Genomic DNA, 19912 nt, shown 5'->3' with positions numbered 1-19912 from the left:
TACGCTTGTTCCCTAGTTATAGATCCATGTTATCATTCACACAGTAATTTTGACTCGAGCTTATTATGATCCAACTTTCTGATATTGAACTGTTACGCGGCGGCAAAACGCTATTGAAAAATGCCAGCGCAACCCTCTTTGCACAGCACAAAGTCGGTTTAGTCGGCGCCAACGGTTGCGGCAAATCGTCACTGTTTGCGTTGCTCAAATCACAACTGCACGCAGATGCAGGCGACTTTCAAATCCCAAAAGATTGGTCTATCGCTTCAGTTAAGCAAGAAACACCTGCACTATCTATTTCTGCGATGGAGTATGTCCTACAAGGTCATCAGCAGTACTATGAATTACGCGCGTCACTGCAACAGGCCGAAGCACAGGGTGATGGTGAAAAACAGGCCAAGATCCATCAGCAAATGGAATTAGTCGGCGGATATAGCATTGAAGCTAAGGCCGGAGAATTACTACATGGCTTAGGGTTCAGTAATGAGCAACTAGATTTTGCAGTCAGTGAGTTTTCTGGTGGTTGGCGAATGCGCCTCAATTTGGCCCAAGCCCTGATCCGCGACGCCGACTTACTTTTGCTGGATGAACCGACTAACCACCTTGATTTAGACGCAGTTTACTGGCTGGAACGATTTCTAAAAGCCTATCAAGGTACCCTAGTACTCATCTCTCACGATAGAGAGTTTTTGGATGCGGTAGTCGATCAGATCTGGCACATCGATCAGCAGTGTATCAATGTTTACAAAGGCCATTACTCACAGTTCGAGCGTCAAAAAGCAGAGCGCATGGCACAACAGCAAGCTATGTTCGAAAAGCAGCAAGAAACCATCGCACATCTTGAAAAGTTTATTACTCGTTTTAAAGCCAAAGCCAGCAAAGCCAAACAGGCACAGAGTCGGGTAAAAGCGCTTGAGCGCATGGAAAAGTTAGCACCAGCACATGCTGATTCACCATTTAGTTTTGAATTTGCCAACCCTGAAAATATGCCAAACCCTTTAATGACATTGGATGAAGCACAAGCGGGCTATGGCGACATCACTATTTTGCATCAAATTAAACTCAACTTAGTACCCGGTAGCCGAATCGCTCTGTTGGGAAGAAATGGCGCAGGTAAGTCCACCTTAATTAAACTGCTGGCTGGTGATATAACACCTCAAGCAGGCGAGGTATTTCAACATCAAGGTTTAAAAGTTGGTTACTTTGCCCAGCATCAACTTGAATCTCTCGATTTAAATGCCAGTGCGGTCACCCACTTACAACGCATAGATCCACAGGCAACCGAGCAGACTTTACGTGACTTTTTAGGCGGCTTTGCCTTTCACGGCGACAAAGCGCTTGATCCTGTTGCGCCATTCTCGGGGGGTGAAAAAGCGCGATTGGTATTAGCCATGTTGGTGTATCAGTCACCCAACTTATTATTGCTGGATGAACCTACCAACCATTTAGACTTGGAAATGCGTCATGCATTAGTCATGGCGCTACAGGGATTTGAGGGCGCTATGGTGACCGTTTCCCACGATCGTCATATGCTAAAAAATACCGCCGATGAGTATTACCTAGTCGATAACGGCACTGTGTCGGCATTTGGTTATGACTTAGACGAATACTATCAGTGGCTGCTTAATGCCAATAAAGAAGCAAAACAAAAACCACAGGCTGAAGACAAAGCGCATTCAAGTGTCAATCGAAAAGAGCAAAAACGCTTAGAAGCGGAGTTCAGAAAGTCGGTGCAACCTATTAAAAAGTCAATAGATAAGCTAGAAAAGCAGCTTGACAAATATACGACTGCACTGGCCGAAATCGAATCTCAGCTAGCTGACAATGCGCTCTATGAGGCAGAAAACAAAGCGAAATTAAGCGGGTTGCTGAGTGAACAAGCACGTTTAACACCTCAATTGAATGAAACCGAAGAGGCATTATTAATGGCACTGGAAGAGCTGGAAGAAAAAGAAGCCCAGTTCGCAAGTACAGGAGAGGTATGCTAAGTCGCGATGCCTTTTGGCAATACGCTTGCACGGTATATCAAAACGGGCAAGTTCAACAAATACTTTTGGAATGCCAAGATAAGCATGGCAAGAACGTAAACCTGTGTTTGTTACTAGACTATTTAAGCTATTTAAATATGCAGCTAACTGTGCAACAAGTTAACGAGTTAGAGGTCATCGTAAAACAGATTGATCGGGAACTGCTGGTTCCCTATCGCGCTACCAGAAAACAAGCCAAAACACGTTATAGCGCTTACCCAGATTATCAACAACTCAGAGCCAGTCTGCTCGCGACTGAGCTAGAGCTTGAAAAACTGCAACAGCACCACTTAATTGAGCATGTCAAAACGTTCTCTTTACAAGACCATGTAAAAGACCCTAAAAACCTGCTTCATTATTTGCCAAAGTCACTCTACACGCGGTTTCAACACGCCAAACTATGATCAAGATCAAGTGCCGTTACTCGGGCTGATCGGCTAAATAATAAACTTGATCTCGATCATAACGATTGCTCAGGTGCTCCTCTACTATTAACTCATCGACAAATTGAGGAGACACAGCCATGAACGTATTCTTTAGAGACTTCTTTTCCGACCCGGTATTGTATTTATCTTTTGGCATACTCGGGATCGTGATCGCGCTGTGCATCTATTACGTCTACTACTTTGTGAAAAAGGTCAATGAGGCTGAAGTACCAGAGTAAGACACAGTCACACAGATCTAGTTAAGCAAACTTAGTTCCCGTTTCAGAATTAAGCACGACGCACAAAGCACCTTACCAGCTTCGCTGGTCGGGTGCTTTTTATTCGACACAGACAAATTCTTTCGGTCCATACTCATTTTGTAGCAGCTTTGGTACACTATTTGGGTTAATCGTCACAAAGAGATCGTCACCTATCTATGTCAAAGCAGCTCGATTTAAATTTTCAGCCCGCTTGGTGGATGCGCAACCGTCATGTGCAAACTATTCTTCCACGCGCTTTTCGACCAAGATTAAAAGCGGATGTCAGCTATGAGCACCTCACCACGCCAGACAACGACTTTTTAGAACTTGCTTGGGCCAAAAAGGGCAATCAACAGGCGCCTCTCGTAGTGGTACTGCATGGTTTAGAAGGCAATATAAACAGCTTTTACGCAAAAGGGATGCTGCATGCCCTTACCAAATCCGGGTTAGATGCGGTACTGATGCACTTTCGTAACTGCTCTAGAGAAGTGAATAAACAACCACGGGCATACCACAGTGGTGAAACACAAGACTTAGGGTTCTTACTGCAAACATTGAGTAAGCGATTTCCCGGCCGGGCTCTGTTTGCCGTTGGCTTTTCATTAGGTGGGAATGTGTTGGCAAAATACCTTGGAGAAAAAGGCCATGCAAGCCGCTTAGCTGGCGCTGCGGTGATCTCCGCTCCCTATCATTTGTCATCCTCTTGCCAAGTGATCCGAAAAAGCTGCTTCAAACTGTATCAAAAATACCTACTGGATAGAATGAAGCATTCTTTTTCACGTAAATTAGACCAGATCCACACATCCATTAATATGACTGCCCATGAGCTGTCACAAATTAAAGACCTTTGGCAATTTGACGATCGAGTCACCGCACCTTTACATGGCTTTAAAGGCGCTGAAGACTATTATGCACAGGCCAGTGCACAACCGTATTTAAGTTTAATAGAAACACCGACACTACTTATCCACGCTGAAGATGACCCCATGCTGTCAAAACAAGCTATCCCTCTGATCCAGCAAGTCAGTGAGCAAGTGAAGCTTGCGGTATCCTCTAAAGGCGGTCACGTTGGCTTTATTTCTGGCGCAAACCCATTTAAGCCAATCTATTGGCTGGAAAAAGTCGTGCCTGATTACATCCACTCATTAATAAAATAGCGATACATCCATGCTTATTCCTTATCAACAAATTGCCACTGAGACGCTGAACAGCTTGATCGAGCACTATGTGTTACGTGAAGGCACAGATTATGGTGACAGTGAAATCTCAACGGAGCAAAAAGTTGCTCAAGTCAAAGCCCAATTGCAAAGTGGTGATGCACTGATTGTATTTTCGGAGCTCCATGAATCAGTCAATATTGTCAGCAAAGCAGAGTTTCACGCTATGCAAAGCCAGGACTATACTTCAGAGCCCATTTATTAAGTATTCTCCGCTTAATGTAGCACCACATGTTGAGCCTTTATAATTAGTTGTTACAATCAAACTTCACAATCATAATAAAGGCGCAAACATGAAGTTAAGCTCAGCTCTTTGTGTTCTGACACTGGCCATCTCCACTGCCCAGGCAAAAGAATACACCGCATCCGACCGTGCCATTCGTTTGGCTCAAGAAAACTTACTTATTGATACCCATATTGACGTCCCCTATCGTATCAATATGAAATGGGATGATGTTTCAAAAGCAACACAAGGGGGCGATTTCGACTACCCTCGAGCAATGCAGGGCGGACTTAACGCGCCTTTTATGTCAATTTATATACCTGCTAGTTTAGAGTTTGAAGGCAAGGGCAAAAGTTACCAGTTAGCAAATCAGCTCATTGACGGTATGGAAGCTCTGGTACATCGCGCACCACATAAGTTTGCAATTGCACACAATACCAAAGACATCGAAACGCAGTTCAATAAAGGGTTGATGTCGATTGCCATGGGTATGGAAAACGGTTCTCCCATTGAAGGGGATCTAAAAAATCTACAGCACTTTTTTGACCGCGGTGTGCGCTATATCACCTTAGCCCATTCGCAAAGCAACCATATTTCTGACTCTTCGTATGATTTGCGCCGCAAATGGAAAGGGTTAAGCCCATTTGGTAAAAAGCTCGTCGTTGAAATGAATAAGATTGGTATGCTGATCGATGTCTCGCATATTTCAGATAAGGCCTTTTATCAAGTAATGGATGTCTCAAAAGTACCCGTGATCGCCTCACATTCCTCGCTCCGAAAGTATACTCCAGGATTTGAGCGCAATATGGATGACGAGATGTTATTGGCGCTGAAGAAGAATGGTGGTGTGATCCAGATAAACTTTGGATCTAGCTTTGTCACCTCTGCATCGCGAACTTGGTCCGATAAACGCACTAAAGAAGAGCAAGAAGCAACCAGTCGTGGGGCGACCAAGACCGACTTCCGCGCGGCATTTCTCGCACGTAACCCTTATCCATTCGCCTCTTTAGATCAGGTGTTGGACCATATTGATCACGTAGTAAAATTGATTGGTATTGAACATGTCGGTATTGGCTCTGATTACGATGGTGTGGGGGACTCTCTTCCGGTCGGGTTAAAAGATGTATCTACCTATCCAAATCTAGTACAAGGCCTTTTAGATCGCGGCTACAGCGATAACGATATTAAATTGATCCTCGGTGGCAATACGCTGAGAGTTTGGAAGCAAGCTGAAGCATTCGCTGCGAAATTTTAACTTAAATCAGGTGGGCTGATCAGTCTACCTGACTTCCTTTCAATAAATTAATTCTCCAACTTGCATATCAACACAATATGATATTACGTTCCCTGTGGTAACGTATAATTGAGAAAGCACAGATAGAATTACTATTTTAGCCATAAGGTTTACGCTGCACATCAGACGTGTGTGCCTTTTATTTTTGAAATGTAATTTGAATATTTAATTCAATCAGAAAAAGATACTTTATACGAAGTCACTTCTTATATCATCACTTGTTAATTCCAAAAACATGTATAACCACATTTTAATTTATTTACAAATACCTAATTTAAGTTATTATGCACGCACACATGTAGCGCAAAAGTTAACCCGCTTGCGGTGATGTAATTATATCTCTTCATACAACAATCAAAGGAAGTAGTATGCAGATGTCCAATCTGATTTCCGCTTTAACAAAAAAGTTTATAACTATATCTATGCTGTTTTTTGCAGTGTTCAACTCTTATGCGCTTGAGAAACCTGTTTCTCTGGTACTTAAAGAATCATTTGGCTCTGATCCCTATAGTAAATTGGCTTATCACAACGGGAGTATTTTAGTATCGGGAAAAGTTGAATCTGGTTCGTCTTGGTTAAGTGCTAATCTTGATATTTTAAAATATGGTGACAACGGCTTTGAGCTGCTCAGCCAAACTAAACTAACCAGTAAGCAAAACGTTGACAAGCCAATACAAGTAATCAGTATTGAAAACCACAATGGACACTGGGTAATTCTCGCTTACAGTTCTTATGGGCATCATGTTTTTTCAGCATCAATTGTAGACGGTCGCTTAAATATCTTAGATGAGTTACATGTCAGCAAACATTTTTCTGCGGGAGAGCTGGTCGCTGGTCACAACAACAATTTATATTTAATAGGTACGCTAGATAACCTTATCGTAACGCACGTACTACTCGATGAGAGTGGTAAGTTAGAACAAAAAGAAAGCTTAGAGTTTGGTATAAGTCCAAATGAGCCTCGTTACAATGATAAATTTAGCGTTTCTTACGACAATCAATCTTTGTACCTAACCAGTAATCAAGATGAAATAGGCGCAGGTTTATACCAGTTACCGCTTGCTGACAATGGCGCTTTTGGACAAGTCGTTGAATTAAAATTAGCTAACGCAAAATCAGCGTATCATAGCTCTCAAGTGTCCGGTGATTTGTGGTTCTTATCTTATCACTATTGGGGTTTTCAAGTGGCACGTATTGAGGGAGATACGTTAAAGATCATCTATGAAAGTACAGATAACACTTGGTATAACACTTTTGAGGTCAAAGGTAACCAACTCTTAGCAATTGGCACATTTGGCTCGATTGATGTTTATGATATTCAAAATAATGAATCCGCGCTGTTGAAATCTCAACTATATACAAAAGGCTTTTTAGAAGATGCAACCTTGGTCGGTGAAACATTGCTTGTAACTAAAGATTCTATGGGTATTGAGGCTGTTAATCTGAGCGGTGATGGTACTTTGACAAGCCTGCATACCTTTAACCAATCAGGTGACGTGAGCGATATCGCAATACACGAAAACGAGCTTGCTGTTTCTGCTTTTCAGAGCAATTTGCACTTTTGGCAAACAGATGCATCAAAACCAGCAACATTAGAGTCAACGTATCACACGGTCAATAATATTCAAGGTGTTGAATGGGTTGATGATGAAATCATTATTAACTCGGGGTCGAGTCTGGAGTCTCACCTAGCCGAGGACTTAAAGAAACACCTTGATGTCGGTATAAATCATGGAACTTTAGGCAGCACTGGAACAGATGGCCGCATAGTGAAAACAGATAATGGTTTTGTTGCTAAAGCTTTCACAACATTAAGCTTTATTGACGCAGACAAAAATATCTTATCGCAAATAGATTCAGGTTTCAGATATGGCCATATGGCAGTGGCGAATAATTTGCTCTTTGTGTCTAAAGGCTCATCAGAAATTATTATTTATGACATGTCCGATTTATCAAAAGTAACGGAACTAAGTCGTATTGAACACCAAGACTTCTATGCTGGAGAGGTTGTGGTAACTGGAAATATCCTATATGCATTTGGTTCTGAAGAGCTACTCATCTTTGATATAAGCAAACCAAATAAACCTGTTAGGAAGAGCAGCGTCTCCATCAACACTGATACAAGAAATGCTTTTTCTTATGTATATGATGATTTATTGATCGCAATTTTTGATGATAAAGGTCTCTTGTTTGACATATCAAACCCTGAAAAGCCGATTCAAATAGACGAAAATAGTCAAATTACGACAAATGGAGTCGGGAATGGCTTTGGCAAAGAGATTTACACAGTCGCAAGCAGCAGCGCTGGTCGTATTAATAGAGTCAATCTAAACTATGCGCCAACTCAAAAAGACCTACAAATCGAATTAGAGGAAGATGGGCAAACCACAGTCGCACTCTCTCCTATTGATGCTGAAAGCGATAAGGTAACGATCAGTATTGCAGTTGAACCAAAAAAGGGCAGTGTTTCAATTCAAGACAACAACACGTTATTGTATGAAGGCGCAGCAAACCAAAATGGTACTGATAGCGTGAGACTATTGATCCAAGATACACATGGCAGTGCAAGTTATTTCAATATGACCGTCAATATATTACCAATGCACGATGCACCATCTTTTCACAGTGATGTTTTAAACATGTCTGTAGTCAGCGGCGCAAGCCAATCATCTACCCTTGATGTCATTAATATTGATGGGGGTAAGCTAAAATTCGAAGTCACTGAACAAGCAGCAAGAGGCACAGCGACAGTTGATGAGCAAGGCGTACTGACCTATACAGCGAATGCAGGGAGCTCAGGTGCAGATAAATTTGTGGTCACGGTCACTGATGAGACTGGTGCTAAGGTATCAAAAACCGTCAACGTAAATACCATTGAAAAAGCAGCTTTAACGCAGTCTGATAACTCAGACAGCGGCGGCGGTAGTTTCACTTTGTTTAGCTTATTTACATTGTTGATATTGGGGGCAAGACGAAGATGTCGTCCTGCCCTACCGAGATTTAATTAATCTTTGAGCGTGTGTGTATTGAGCCTAAAAAGTCAAAGGGCGCACTCGCGTATTTATTTTAGCGATGGTCCAGTTTCAAGCGGTGAGTCGTGCGCTGTTTGAAACTAAAGCGAGCATTTTAGTGTTGGGGCAAAGCAATCTTCTGCACCAACACTTCTTCCTAGTACATACCCCTTGCATAGCCACCTATTACTCTCATTGAATTAATTTGCCCTTTGCTTGCATAAGCCTGTGCACTGTTCCAAAACTGTGCTTTTCAATTTTCGTTTAGAGAGAACAAATAAGCGAAGAGGCGCTATGAAAAAAGTAAATCAAAATATGACACCCGACAGTGAAGTTTGTAGCTAAACCTTAATATCCTTCGTTAGAGGTCAGAAAACATGGTAAGTCTAACTGTCATTTTTCCTACCTCAGCATACCTTCTCTATTAAACTTTTCATTGTTCAAGCCAGCGTGTTTTTTTTATTTTATATTTATCCTATATTAAATTTGCATGTTAAAGAAACCAATCAGCTTTCAATACGTGCAAAAAATCTCAAGTATAAAAGGAAATTTAAATGAAACTAAAAATACAAAAAAAGAAACTCAAATCACTATCTAGTGACAAAGGTATTATGAAGGAACAAACACCACAAGTAGCAGGTGGTGGGGTGTCTCAAGAAGGCTATGGTTGCAATGTAACAAATAGTTGTGCAACCAACCTTTCTTTATGCTGCCACGCATCTAAAGAAGCCAGTTGTATTGGTGGCTTTTCTTGCCGCTGCTAACTGTAACACTAAGTGAGCGCAAGCCTTTTTAGGCTCGCGCTATTTAACACCATATAGAAATGCACTTATTTTAAGCTCGATATATTGACCAACTATATAACCAGAAATTAATACTAATACTCATTGTTGAATCAGAGCAACAATAGCACTTTAATATAGCGCCCATCACACTATTCATAAACCACGATTATTAATCTAGATACGCCTTTTTCAAAACACGTTAAAGCGTTCAGACAAAAAATGCAGAAACATAAAAAAAAGTTAATTGGTTTTAAAAAATGTACTATCTTAATTTTTGAAGTTGCCACTTAGCGTGCTACTTCAACTTATCAACTATTAAAAAGGAAAATTTAATGAAACTTAAAATTGAAAAAAAGAAGCTTAAAACACTGACTCACGAAAACGTACTAGAGTCAGAACACACACCAAATGTTGCAGGTGCAAGAACAGCCAATACGGTCTGCTGCCAAGTTTCGATGGCGCACAGTTGTCTTGGCAATCGTTCGTCTTGTCGCTGTTAGTTGCAAACACATTAAATAGCGCACTTTTGGTGCGCTATTTTGATCTAAAAGCCACAGAAAATGAGCGCTGCCAACAACACAATTAAGTAAACGAATAAAAATGACAAGCTAAGTGAAGAGTCAGGAAATTTTATGTTCAGGAAGTTCAGAGTTTGAAAATTTTAAATACAGGGATTGGTTGCGGGAGCCGGATTTGAACCGACGACCTTCGGGTTATGAGCCCGACGAGCTACCAGGCTGCTCCATCCCGCGCCTGTATTGTTAAGTTTGTTTTGCTTCTCTCTTAACTAAGAAGTTGGTTGCGGGAGCCGGATTTGAACCGACGACCTTCGGGTTATGAGCCCGACGAGCTACCAGGCTGCTCCATCCCGCGCCTGTATTGTTAAGTTTGTTTTACTTCTCTCTTAACTGAGAAGTGGTTGCGGGAGCCGGATTTGAACCGACGACCTTCGGGTTATGAGCCCGACGAGCTACCAGGCTGCTCCATCCCGCGCCTGTATGCATCTAATTTAGATGCGCTTTAAGAAGTGTGCTTTGCAGCTCTCCCTTAAAGAGGTCGCTATAATATCTAAATTTATTTTTATTGCAAGGATTTGACATAAAATAATTGTTTAAACGAACAAAAATACATCAACAACGCTTATTTTAAGAGATAGACCTACTTTTGAAGGTCCAAATAGATTCATTGCAGGCGTATTCTATCAATCAAATACGCCTTCTGATCGGGTAAAATTACCTCTGATGAGGGCTTATCAACTTTTGAAATTGCCAATCTGGGTGACCCATAACAATAAAATCTGGGTTTTCAGTTGTTTCACGCTGGTTGTAAGTGAGTGGATTAAATTGTGCATCGGTAATGCAGCCGCCCGCTTCTTCGACAATGACTTGCGATGCGCCAGTATCCCACTCACCGGTAGGTCCAACTCGTAAAAAGCAATCAGCTTTCCCTTCAGCAATAATACATGCCTTAAGAGAACAGGAGCCTAGCGCGATTGTATCGAATTGGCTATTCAAATATTGGCTCACCGCTTCGATTTTTTGTCTTCGGCTCACCGCGAGTGTCAAAGTGTCAGGCGGTGATACAAAGATCTGTTCATCTTGCTGCTTATCACGTTTGAATGCACCGCCGCCTTTAGTTGCAAAATAGGTGACGTTTTTGGCAGGCCAATGGATCACCCCTAACACCGGTTGATTATCTTCAATTAATGCAATATTAACAGCAAAATCACCGCTTTCTAGAATGAACTCCCCAGTTCCGTCCATAGGATCCAACAACCAGTAGCGCTGCCAACTTTGTCGCTGTTCAAGAGGGGGGATTGGAGTCTCTTCTGACATTACCGGGATCTCTGGTGCTAATGCCTGCAACCCATTAAGCAATACTTCATTGGCGGCCAAGTCCGCTGCAGTTACCGGTGTATGATCAGATTTTTCTTGTTGGCCAATATCATCTCGTTGATAAATTGCCATAATGGCTTTACCCGCTAACTGCGCCAACTCGATACAAGGCTCTAAGTAGGTTTGCAATTTAAACCTCCTTTAATAAATGCTGTTGTAATAACAACAATGCCGCGACACTGCGCGCTTCAGTAAAGTCACTTTGCTCAAGTAATGATTGCCAATCATTCAAAGGCCACTTTACAACAACAAGAGGTTCTGGCTCATCGCCAATCAAGCGCTCAGGGTATAGATCTTGTGCAAATAAAATATGCATTTGCGCTTTAAAATAACTTGGCGCTAAAGATACGGTTTTCAAATTCACAAATTCGTTAGCCCCAAAACCGACTTCTTCTTTTAACTCTCTGTTTCCCGCTTCAACTGGTGTTTCGCCAGGATCAATTAACCCTTTTGGAAACCCCAATTGATAGTCATGTGTGCCCGCACAGTACTCTCTGACTAATAATAGTTCATTTTCAGCAGTTATTGGCACAATCATCACAGCACCGCGCCCACCCCCTTTTACACGCTCATATTGCCTTCGCTCTCCGTTTGAAAATTGCAATGACAAAGCTTCAACTGTAAACAGCTTGCTCGATGCAACAACGTCAGATGACAAAATTTCTGGCGGACATGGGTGCTTTTTCTGTGACATAAACTTTTATTTGCTATGATGTTGGTAATCTAATCATAAAGCCTTTGCAGTTAAAAGCCTATGTTAAATTGGTCTAAAATCGATACCGTTCTGTTGGATATGGACGGCACATTGTTAGATTTGCACTTCGACAACCATTTTTGGTTAGAACTCATTCCCAGAGCCCACGCGCAGAGACAGGGCTTGAGTCTTGAACAGGCTCGCGCAGATATACTTGCCAGATATGAAGCCGTGATGGGGCAAATAGAGTGGTATTGCCTCGACTACTGGCAAGAACAGCTTCAGCTTCCCATTATGGAGCTAAAACGAGAGGTGCAGCATTTAATTTCTGTCAGAGAAGACGTGCCCGAATTTTTACAAGCACTCAAAGATGCCGATAAAGAATTGGTGCTGCTAACGAACGCTCACCCCGACAGCCTAAGCCTCAAGATAGAGCGAACTCAACTTAGTGGTACTCAGTTCGATGGGTATTTAGATAAAGTGATTTCGACCCATGAGTATGGTGTCAGTAAAGAAAGTCAGTCGCTTTGGCAGCAAGTACAAGCTGACATCGGGTTTGATAAAACACGTACTTTATTTGTTGATGATAGCCTGAGTGTGTTGGCTGCAGCCAAAAAGTACGGCATAGGCCACCTGTTGGCAATCAATAACCCAGACAGTCAGCAACCTCCTAGAGAGATCACTGACTATTTGGCGATCAGTGACTATCGCACATTGCTGCCAATCAAGTAGCCTAAGCAGGGTAACGAGCTGTTAAGCCGCTATAAACTTGCTTAGCAAAGTCTGGGTGTTCAGTGTCCAGACTTTTTACAATCTCAACCAGATGTTCGTTGTCTTCTTTGCCATCCCACACTTTGATATAAGTGCCATCTTTATAGCCATTATCTTGACGGAAAAAATTCAAGGTGTTTTTACCTACATAACCACGGTATAAGTCGTCAAGGCTCATTCCGATTTGTGCCATACACCCTGCAAATGCGGCTGCGTTGAAAGACTTTTCGGCCACTGCACTCGCAGCTAACTGTTCAAGCGTTTGTTTAAAATCGTCTGCTTGTGTAGGTGCTGCCAACTCTTGGTCAAGCTGCGCAGCCAGCGCTTCAAATGATGTTTCGCCATCAATTCTCAAAGACAGTCCAAAGTGAAAAATATCGACCAACTCCAAGATCACTTGCTCTGTATCCGGCGTTTGCTTTTTCCACCACTTCCAACCATAGTGATCAAGCATTTCTGCACACTCAACCCATATCGCTCGATACCATTCAAAACCCTGACTGAACCATTGCTCATGCACTTTGGTATTCATCGCATTTTGCATTTCCAGCATCACCACTAGCTTTGTGATATTTGCAGACATATTCGCTCTCTTTGACGTGATAAAATTACAAGGATAAAAACAATATCATACCCGAGCGAAAGTCTTTCGTCACTTTGCCTGTCTAATATCACTGATCAAACATTTCGACAGAGGATTTTATGCAAATACTACTCTTTATTTTACTTCTAGTTATGCTGCCGAGTGCCTCGGCTGCGACTGTTACCAATATTACAAACTCCCCAAATACCGTCGCGCCTTTATTACCTGGCCTTGATGCACCCAAACTAACACTTAAAAATAGCCAAGGTAAGTCTGTAGAATTGGCACAATTATATAAAAACAAAACCACCTTAGTGGTCGTTTATCGTGGTGGATGGTGTCCATACTGTGTTCGACAACTTAATGGCATTCAAAAAATTGAGGCTCAATTGACTAAGCTAGATGTGCAAATTGTTGCCATCTCTCCAGATTCACCAAAAGAGCTGGCTAAAAGTACCATTGAGTCACCAAATTACATGCTATTGTCGGACGATCAACTCGCCTATTCACAAGCTTTAGGTCTAGCTTATTATTTAGATGACAAAACGGCGACAGCCTATCGAAATAAGTTGGGTGTAAATTTTGTAGATCTCAATGGAAAAGACAGAGTTGCACTGCCTGTTCCAGCTGTATTTGTCATCGATAAAAAAGGGTTAATTCAATTCCAGTACGCCAACCCAAATTATAAAGTACGATTGGACGAGCAGGTATTACTTGCTGCTGCAAAAGCGGCCAGTGCACTTTAACAAGTCAAGCGGTGACAGATGGGAAGTCTATCACCGTCTAACTTCTTATCTGTTTTCCAGGCGGTTATAGTCAAATAATCCAAACTCCACACCACGAGTCTGTTTTGCTGTTTGATGCAGTAGATCACTGTATTGCCAGAATTGTGGATGTGTACGCCGTATCCCAAACTGCGCTTTTAATGCTTGGTAACTTGCTTCATCAGATACCTGTCTTAGTCCACTTGCAAAGGCGTCAGCGTGTGCCTCATTTGGTAAGTACCAAATGGCTTCCGGATAATCACCGACAAAACCCGGTAAAACCGTTACGTAATCCTCCGCATAAGCGCGTTGACCTTCCTCATTCAATAGTGAAGAAATATTAAAGTGCGCGTTGTGACGCAACAAGGTGTAGCCTTTTAACTCACCCTGTTCGTCATTCGCCAGCACAAATGACACCTGAGGTAAAGTTGCTACTGCAGCATTGGGCAAGTCATTTAACACACGCAAGGTTGAGGGCACAGCCAAATGATCGTACTCTCTATGCATAACAGGGGCGAGGTATTCGGCGAGCTTGTCATAGAGCTCTCGTTGAGGGTCATCACTTTGGTAATTAATATGACTGGGTGCGCCGAGCAAACTTTTACGATTGATAAACTCACTCAAGCTCAAATGTGATTTGCGATACCAGTGCTGCTTTATCTGCTGGCGATGGCTACGCGGCAGAAGATTAAGAAAATTTTGCTCCCCTTCAAGTCGCAAAAAGTCCATATACAGACGCGTAATTAGCTGGTGACCAATATTGCCATATACATCAAAGCCCGCCACCAATAAGTAGTGAATACGCTCGAACAATGCGTAATCTAAAACCCAGGCTGTTTTTGGCTGTTGCCCAACAAACCCTTTCACAACTGTGGCGCTGTTAAAATGGCGAAATATGGTCAGTGCTGCATTGGGATTGTGACCATCACCTTGCCAAATCAGCGCTAAATCGAGCTTTCCACCTTGATTGAAAATTTGTTCAGATAACTGAGTTTTAGCTTCCAAGTAATCACTTTGATGTTTTGCATATTTAGCCCAACTAGACAACGGCAATACATTACTTTGCTCTGCAGCAGGCAGCAGTAAGTCATCGTCATGCTGCATCAACAAAGCCTCAACGGCTGGCGAGGCATTTTTCTCTGGGTCAACAAATGCCACCCAAAAGTGGTCGTTGATCACATTCAGCGCGATTTGCCCACGGCATACAGGCCCCTTGATAAAGCCCTTTACTATCAACTCAGCTTCATCCAACATAAACTGATAACGGGACTTTACGGGTATGTCCGCAAACGTCTTAAACGGGTTTGCGGCCAGTTTTGGCGCGTAGCTTGGTAGCTCAGAGACACTGTAATTAGGGCCTATAAACTGCGTGTATAGACGGGCTAACTTTTTATCATCTAATGCTAACGGCAAATGCGTTTTAGACAAGATCGTACTGCGTTCGTGCAGTAATCGGTAGTACACCCTATCTACTTTTGGATCGTCAAATGGGCGCACCGTCGCAATCAGTTCAATTGACTCACCGGGTGGTGTTTTAGACCTGACCAGCTTAAAAAAGTCTGTGCCGCCATGTTCTGAAAAATAGATATTAGCCAAGTACCAGTGCTCATAAATATAGCGAGCGGCCAATTGGTGTTTATTGCCAGACTGATTGAGAAACTGCTCCCACTTTGTCACCTGCTGTGCTACCGCTTTTGAGGGTACAGCCACTTCGCTCATCTGAGCGCCTTGCTCCAACCAAGTATGTAATTTCCCATACTCTTGGTTTGTCAGCGCAGGCAAGCCGTAAGGCATTCCAGCATGGGGATTATTTTGAGCATACTGCTCATATTCATCCATTGTAGGGCAGGTTTGCTGTCTATCAAGGGAGAAGTCAAACGCATCATTCAAAACAGTTTGCTGAGGAAATGGCGTACGCTGCTTCAGCAATAAACTGTGGTACATCACACTGCCTTGTAAATTGGCATAACCTGTTTGTACACGCTCATTCAAAACGGGTGTGAAGCCCTTGTCACGCCACTGGCTAGTCGTTGTTGCATCAAATAGTAATCGTGTTGGTGGCTGTGCCAGAATTCGTGTGCCGTCATAAACTAAGGCTTTACTCAGTCCTCTATCAATGCCTTGAGGTGAACTCAATTTCAATTGACACGGGGCGTCATAACACCCATGACACACAACACAGCGGTTATCCAGAATAGGCTTTACTTGCTGTAAATAATGCGCGCCACCTTGGCGATATTCGACTAAGCGTTGACGAGGCTGTTCCGGCCCAAACAAATCATCATAATGACTTACCCCTAGTACTGCACAACCACTGAGTACAATTAACACAGCTACCAACCAAACTTGGCGCTTTTGCAACATGACTAAAACCCCTTAGACTTTTTATTGTGAAGCGTTTTGCGCTTCTTCACTATCATCCTCTTCATCATCTAAGCCGAGATCAAAAGTCGGCATCATATCAACGGGAGGGGAGACAAAAAGCACATCCTCACCAAGTGGGCTCAATACCGCACTCAACACCGGGCCGTGATTCAGGATAAGCTGAGCCTGATGTCCTTCACTGAGCACTGTCGCAACACTCGCTTCAATATCTGTCAATTCATAAGCTTCCAAAGGAATACTCATATTCTGTTCCGGCGCCGGGTTTTGACATAAATTTGCCAACAAGTCTGCGGTTAAATTAACCGATAGTTGCATATCGGGAGACTCGATATCACGCGTTTCTAACTGTTCATTTAATTGAAAAAGGGGCAGTGTTAGGGGGGTGTTCTCTTGAAGTTCCATACAGTTCTCTGGGCTTATTTTTTTGCAATTGTAGCATAGTTCGCTGAACCAGCCCCAAACAACTGTATTTGGGCTGATTCTATCAGCCCAGCTCAGAACATCACTCTCTTACCAAGGTAACTCTTCGCCGTTTGAATGCCAAAAGCCTCCAGAATTGCTGAGCGTAAGTTCATCTATGCGGGCAATTAGACGATTAGCAGACTCTTGCGCAGAAATATCACCAGCGAAGTTCACCATTTGGGTTTGTACAAAACCAGGATGCAATAAGGCAACCGCCACGCCTTTGGGTTTAAGTTCATGGGCTAAACTCACACCAGCTGCATTAAGTGCGGCTTTAGACATGCGATAACCAATATACGCGCCCGAGCTATTGTCAGTAATTGATCCCATTCGACTGGTGATCATTGCCACTTTAGCCCCTTTACTCAATTGGGACTGTAGCGCATGCGTTACTCGGATAGGTGCCACAGCATTAACCGCTAACTGTGCCTCAAGTTGAGCGAAATCCATATGTTCAAGGCTTTCGTTACTGAATATTCCCGCATTGTTAATCAACACATCAATTGCCTGATCTTGTAATTGCGCCGACAGGCTGGCCACATCTTGCTCAACACTGACATCAATATTTTCGATAACAGTGATACCCAGTTCATCAAGCTCTTCAGAGCTGTTTCTCACCACAGCGGTCACCTGATAGCCCAGCTCGGCATATTGACGGCAAAACTCTAAACCGATACCTCTATTTGCACCAGTGATCACAACATGTTTGGTCATTTTTTTCTCATTTATTTGGCTATTGATGATGTAAATAGTTGGGGTGGCTTGTTCAGATTCAAGTGAATTTTCTCACTGAGCTCTGATAGAAATGAAGACTTCTGCTAGTCTTAAACGAAAGGTTTGCATTTTGGAAAACGCATTGTGAAACCCTTATTTGCATTGATGCTGTTGTGTTTATGTAGTCAACTGAGCGCTAAGGAATTTAATATAAATGTCAGTGAAGGCATGTCTTTTCATCTTGGAAAAGCACAAATAGAAAAAATTTTTACTGAAATATATCGGCCTCTCGACATCACTCCGACGTTTCACTACCTCCCCACTCAGCGAGGCCTTGAGTGGGTTAACAGCGGACGTTTCGATGCTGAGGCAGGTCGAGTAGAAAATGCGATGACCACATTTGAACAGCTGCTTCCCATTCCAACACCGCTGGCAATCGTGCGTCTTGCGGTGTTTTGCTTGAAGCCCGAGTTGTGTCACCTCAATGGTGAACACGGTATTATTATCATCGAAGGCAGTTTAATGACGACACAGTTCTGTGAGCGTACAAAACTCGATTGCCACCCAGTACACAACAATGTATCAGCGTTCCAAGCTCTGACGCGCAACCACAGTGATCAATTGCTGGCAACCGACCATTTTAGTATAGGCTCGCTTTGTGATTCTGGACTCAGTAAAATTTACATGCGTATTTTACCTTTCCAAGGTGTGCTTATCCGCCACTATATTCACAAAAAGCACCACGCACTCCTACCTAAATTAAACGATATCATCAAAGACAAAGTTAATAGTGGCGAATTTACTCGCTTTATCAATCGCCTAAATAGCGAGTTTGCCAATTGTGATGGTGAAATCATTGATCTCACCGCTGCCACTCAGGTTAGTTTGTGATCTTGTCCATAACGGATGCCATTACTGAAAACACCGCCCCCTGAGGGTCAGTGATAACAGCAAAGCGACCCACTTGAGGAATATCGGTTGGCGGTACACACACTTCTCCTCCCAGTGATTTCGCTTTATCGGCAATCTCGTCGCAATCCAATACCGCAAAATAAAGCATCCAGTGTGGTGGTACGCCCTGCCACTCTTCTGTCATCTCCAACATCCCGGCAACTGGTTTACCGTTGTAGCTAAAAACCACATAGTCCATATTTTCCATTGCCTGATGATCAGCCTGCCAGCCCAGTAGCTCACAATAAAACGCTTCACTTTTGGTACTGTGTTGGCTTGCCAACTCATACCAATAAGGCACGCCGGCTTCAAGTTCTCTCTTTGTTCCTGTATGAGCACCTGCTTGCCACAATGCAAACCGCGCACCGCCAGGCTCTTGAAGCATAACCATTCTGCCGGCTTCAGGAACATCATGAGGTCCCGCAATAATATCCGCGCCTAAACTTTTTGCTCGTTCTGCCATCTCGTCAACATTATCAACCGCAACATACCCTAACCAATGACTGGGCACCTGTGCTTCTTTTTGTTCAGGCATCATTTGATACATAGCTGCAACGTCATCTCCGTGCTTTTGCAGCATAGTATAAAAGCACCCTTCTCCAATTGGTTGGTCGACATGCTGCCAATTAAATAGCTGAGTATAAAATGATTTACCTTCGGCCCACTCAGAGCTACATAGTTCAGACCAACAAAACGCTCCTACCTGACTTCGTTCAATACGCGCCATACGATTCATTCCTATTGTGCAATTCACTACATTACAGTTAAGCAGACTTTGTTAGCTTCGCAATTTCGCTATCAGTTTGTAGTCAAATAAAACCATGCAACAGGCTACCGACAGCGAGCGAAGTGAGTACATTTCTTTTGCGTAAGGCGAATAACGTGCAAAAGGTTAATGACAACGAACGCAGTGAGTACATTTCTTTTGCGCAAGGTGAATAACGTGCAAAAGGCTACCGACTGCGAACGAAGTGAGTACGGTTCTTTTACGCAAGGTGAAGTGAGCTGTTTTAACAAGCGATGAGGTAAACACTTCTAAAACTAACTAACATCAAAAAACATGGATCCTGAATCAAGTTCAGGATGACATCGTGCAAAAGGCTACCGACAATGAGCAAAGTGAGTACGATTCTTTTGCATAAGGTGAATATCGTGCAAAAGGTTAATGACAACGAACGCAGTGAGTACATTTCTTTTGCGCAAGGTGAATATCGTGCAAAAGGTTAATGACAATGAGCGCAGTGAGTACATTTCTTTTGCGCAAGGTGAAATGAGCCATTTTAATAATTGTTAAGCCTTTCACCTCTAAAACCTAACTAACATCATAAAACATGGATCCTGAATCAAGTTCAGGATGACTTCGTGCAAAGTGTTAACGACAATGAACGCAGCGAATACATTTCTTTTGCGCAAGGTGAAGTGAGCCGTTTTAACCGCAGCTAAGGCAGAAA

19 protein-coding genes and 3 tRNA genes are annotated in these 19912 nt (G+C 42.8%); 12 read left to right on the top strand and 10 right to left on the bottom strand.

The window, feature by feature from the left end; all coding sequences use genetic code 11:
• The first annotated feature begins 65 nt into the window (after positions 1 to 65).
• The 9 genes from J8M00_RS26685 (at position 66) to J8M00_RS26645 (ending at position 9742) form a co-directional block, all read left to right on the top strand.
• Positions 66 to 1988, top strand: coding sequence for an ATP-binding cassette domain-containing protein (locus tag J8M00_RS26685; protein ID WP_211013421.1), 1923 nt, complete (start codon positions 66 to 68; stop codon positions 1986 to 1988).
• Entirely contained in the window at positions 1982 to 2431 is a 450-nt protein-coding gene (locus J8M00_RS26680) for a TIGR02444 family protein (RefSeq protein ID WP_211013420.1), read from the top strand. The genes J8M00_RS26685 and J8M00_RS26680 overlap by 7 nt, the downstream gene beginning before the upstream one ends.
• 119 nt (positions 2432 to 2550) lie before the next feature.
• On the top strand, positions 2551 to 2691 hold the full coding sequence (locus J8M00_RS26675) for a hypothetical protein (protein WP_023401303.1): 141 nt from the start codon (positions 2551 to 2553) through the stop codon (positions 2689 to 2691).
• A gap of 197 nt (positions 2692 to 2888) precedes the next feature.
• Entirely contained in the window at positions 2889 to 3869 is a 981-nt protein-coding gene (locus J8M00_RS26670; RefSeq protein WP_211013419.1) for a hydrolase, read from the top strand.
• A gap of 10 nt (positions 3870 to 3879) precedes the next feature.
• Positions 3880 to 4134 carry a YheU family protein gene (locus J8M00_RS26665; protein WP_023401305.1) on the top strand — a complete coding sequence of 85 codons (255 nt, stop codon included), beginning with the start codon at positions 3880 to 3882 and terminating at the stop codon, positions 4132 to 4134.
• Positions 4135 to 4222: 88 nt separating this feature from the next.
• Positions 4223 to 5407, top strand: coding sequence for a dipeptidase (locus J8M00_RS26660; protein WP_211013418.1), 1185 nt, complete (start codon positions 4223 to 4225; stop codon positions 5405 to 5407).
• 407 nt (positions 5408 to 5814) lie between these two features.
• Entirely contained in the window at positions 5815 to 8454 is a 2640-nt protein-coding gene (locus J8M00_RS26655; protein WP_211013417.1) for an Ig-like domain-containing protein, read from the top strand.
• A 557-nt stretch (positions 8455 to 9011) separates the two neighbouring features.
• Positions 9012 to 9221 (top strand): hypothetical protein, encoded by a 210-nt coding sequence (locus J8M00_RS26650; protein WP_211013416.1) that lies wholly within the window; start codon positions 9012 to 9014, stop codon positions 9219 to 9221.
• 353 nt (positions 9222 to 9574) lie between these two features.
• Positions 9575 to 9742 (top strand): hypothetical protein, encoded by a 168-nt coding sequence (locus tag J8M00_RS26645; protein WP_211013415.1) that lies wholly within the window; start codon positions 9575 to 9577, stop codon positions 9740 to 9742.
• A gap of 175 nt (positions 9743 to 9917) precedes the next feature.
• Here J8M00_RS26645 and J8M00_RS26640 read toward each other — a convergent pair.
• From J8M00_RS26640 to nudE, 5 genes are all read right to left on the bottom strand, one after another.
• A tRNA-Met gene (locus tag J8M00_RS26640) sits at positions 9918 to 9994 on the bottom strand.
• Between the two features lie 44 nt (positions 9995 to 10038).
• A tRNA-Met gene (locus J8M00_RS26635) sits at positions 10039 to 10115 on the bottom strand.
• 43 nt (positions 10116 to 10158) lie between these two features.
• Positions 10159 to 10235, bottom strand: a tRNA-Met gene (locus J8M00_RS26630).
• Between the two features lie 239 nt (positions 10236 to 10474).
• Positions 10475 to 11266, bottom strand: coding sequence for a 3'(2'),5'-bisphosphate nucleotidase CysQ (cysQ, locus tag J8M00_RS26625; protein WP_211013414.1), 792 nt, complete (start codon positions 11264 to 11266; stop codon positions 10475 to 10477).
• A gap of 1 nt (position 11267) precedes the next feature.
• The gene (gene nudE, locus J8M00_RS26620) at positions 11268 to 11831 is read right to left on the bottom strand and encodes an ADP compounds hydrolase NudE (protein WP_211013413.1); all 564 of its coding nucleotides are present in this window, start codon (positions 11829 to 11831) and stop codon (positions 11268 to 11270) included.
• Between the two features lie 60 nt (positions 11832 to 11891).
• On the opposite strand from nudE, the gene yrfG reads away from it, so the two are divergent.
• Positions 11892 to 12563 carry a GMP/IMP nucleotidase gene (gene yrfG, locus J8M00_RS26615; RefSeq protein ID WP_211013412.1) on the top strand — a complete coding sequence of 224 codons (672 nt, stop codon included), beginning with the start codon at positions 11892 to 11894 and terminating at the stop codon, positions 12561 to 12563.
• Between the two features lies 1 nt (position 12564).
• On the opposite strand, the gene J8M00_RS26610 is transcribed toward yrfG, so the two are convergent.
• Positions 12565 to 13185 carry a dUTP diphosphatase gene (locus J8M00_RS26610; protein ID WP_211013411.1) on the bottom strand — a complete coding sequence of 207 codons (621 nt, stop codon included), beginning with the start codon at positions 13183 to 13185 and terminating at the stop codon, positions 12565 to 12567.
• Positions 13186 to 13304: 119 nt separating this feature from the next.
• Between J8M00_RS26610 and J8M00_RS26605 the strand changes: the two genes are divergently transcribed.
• A complete protein-coding gene (locus J8M00_RS26605) occupies positions 13305 to 13931 on the top strand; it encodes a peroxiredoxin-like family protein (RefSeq protein ID WP_211013410.1) in 627 nt (208 codons plus the stop codon).
• A gap of 45 nt (positions 13932 to 13976) precedes the next feature.
• On the opposite strand, the gene J8M00_RS26600 is transcribed toward J8M00_RS26605, so the two are convergent.
• The 3 genes from J8M00_RS26600 to J8M00_RS26590 form a co-directional block, all read right to left on the bottom strand.
• The gene (locus J8M00_RS26600; protein ID WP_211013409.1) at positions 13977 to 16313 is read right to left on the bottom strand and encodes a fatty acid cis/trans isomerase; all 2337 of its coding nucleotides are present in this window, start codon (positions 16311 to 16313) and stop codon (positions 13977 to 13979) included.
• A gap of 21 nt (positions 16314 to 16334) precedes the next feature.
• A complete protein-coding gene (locus J8M00_RS26595) occupies positions 16335 to 16736 on the bottom strand; it encodes a hypothetical protein (protein ID WP_211013408.1) in 402 nt (133 codons plus the stop codon).
• Positions 16737 to 16844: 108 nt separating this feature from the next.
• Positions 16845 to 17510, bottom strand: a complete 666-nt coding sequence (locus J8M00_RS26590) for an SDR family oxidoreductase (RefSeq protein WP_211013407.1) — start codon at positions 17508 to 17510, stop codon at positions 16845 to 16847.
• Between the two features lie 144 nt (positions 17511 to 17654).
• On the opposite strand from J8M00_RS26590, the gene J8M00_RS26585 reads away from it, so the two are divergent.
• A complete protein-coding gene (locus tag J8M00_RS26585) occupies positions 17655 to 18401 on the top strand; it encodes a hypothetical protein (RefSeq protein WP_211013406.1) in 747 nt (248 codons plus the stop codon).
• Here J8M00_RS26585 and J8M00_RS26580 read toward each other — a convergent pair.
• Positions 18391 to 19188 (bottom strand): VOC family protein, encoded by a 798-nt coding sequence (locus J8M00_RS26580; protein ID WP_211013405.1) that lies wholly within the window; start codon positions 19186 to 19188, stop codon positions 18391 to 18393. The genes J8M00_RS26585 and J8M00_RS26580 overlap by 11 nt on opposite strands.
• Positions 19189 to 19912: the final 724 nt, after the last annotated feature.

Source organism: Pseudoalteromonas luteoviolacea, from assembly GCF_018100925.1.
Taxonomy (GTDB): Bacteria; Pseudomonadota; Gammaproteobacteria; order Enterobacterales; family Alteromonadaceae; genus Pseudoalteromonas; species Pseudoalteromonas obscura.
This window is presented reverse-complemented; position numbering and strand designations above follow the sequence as displayed.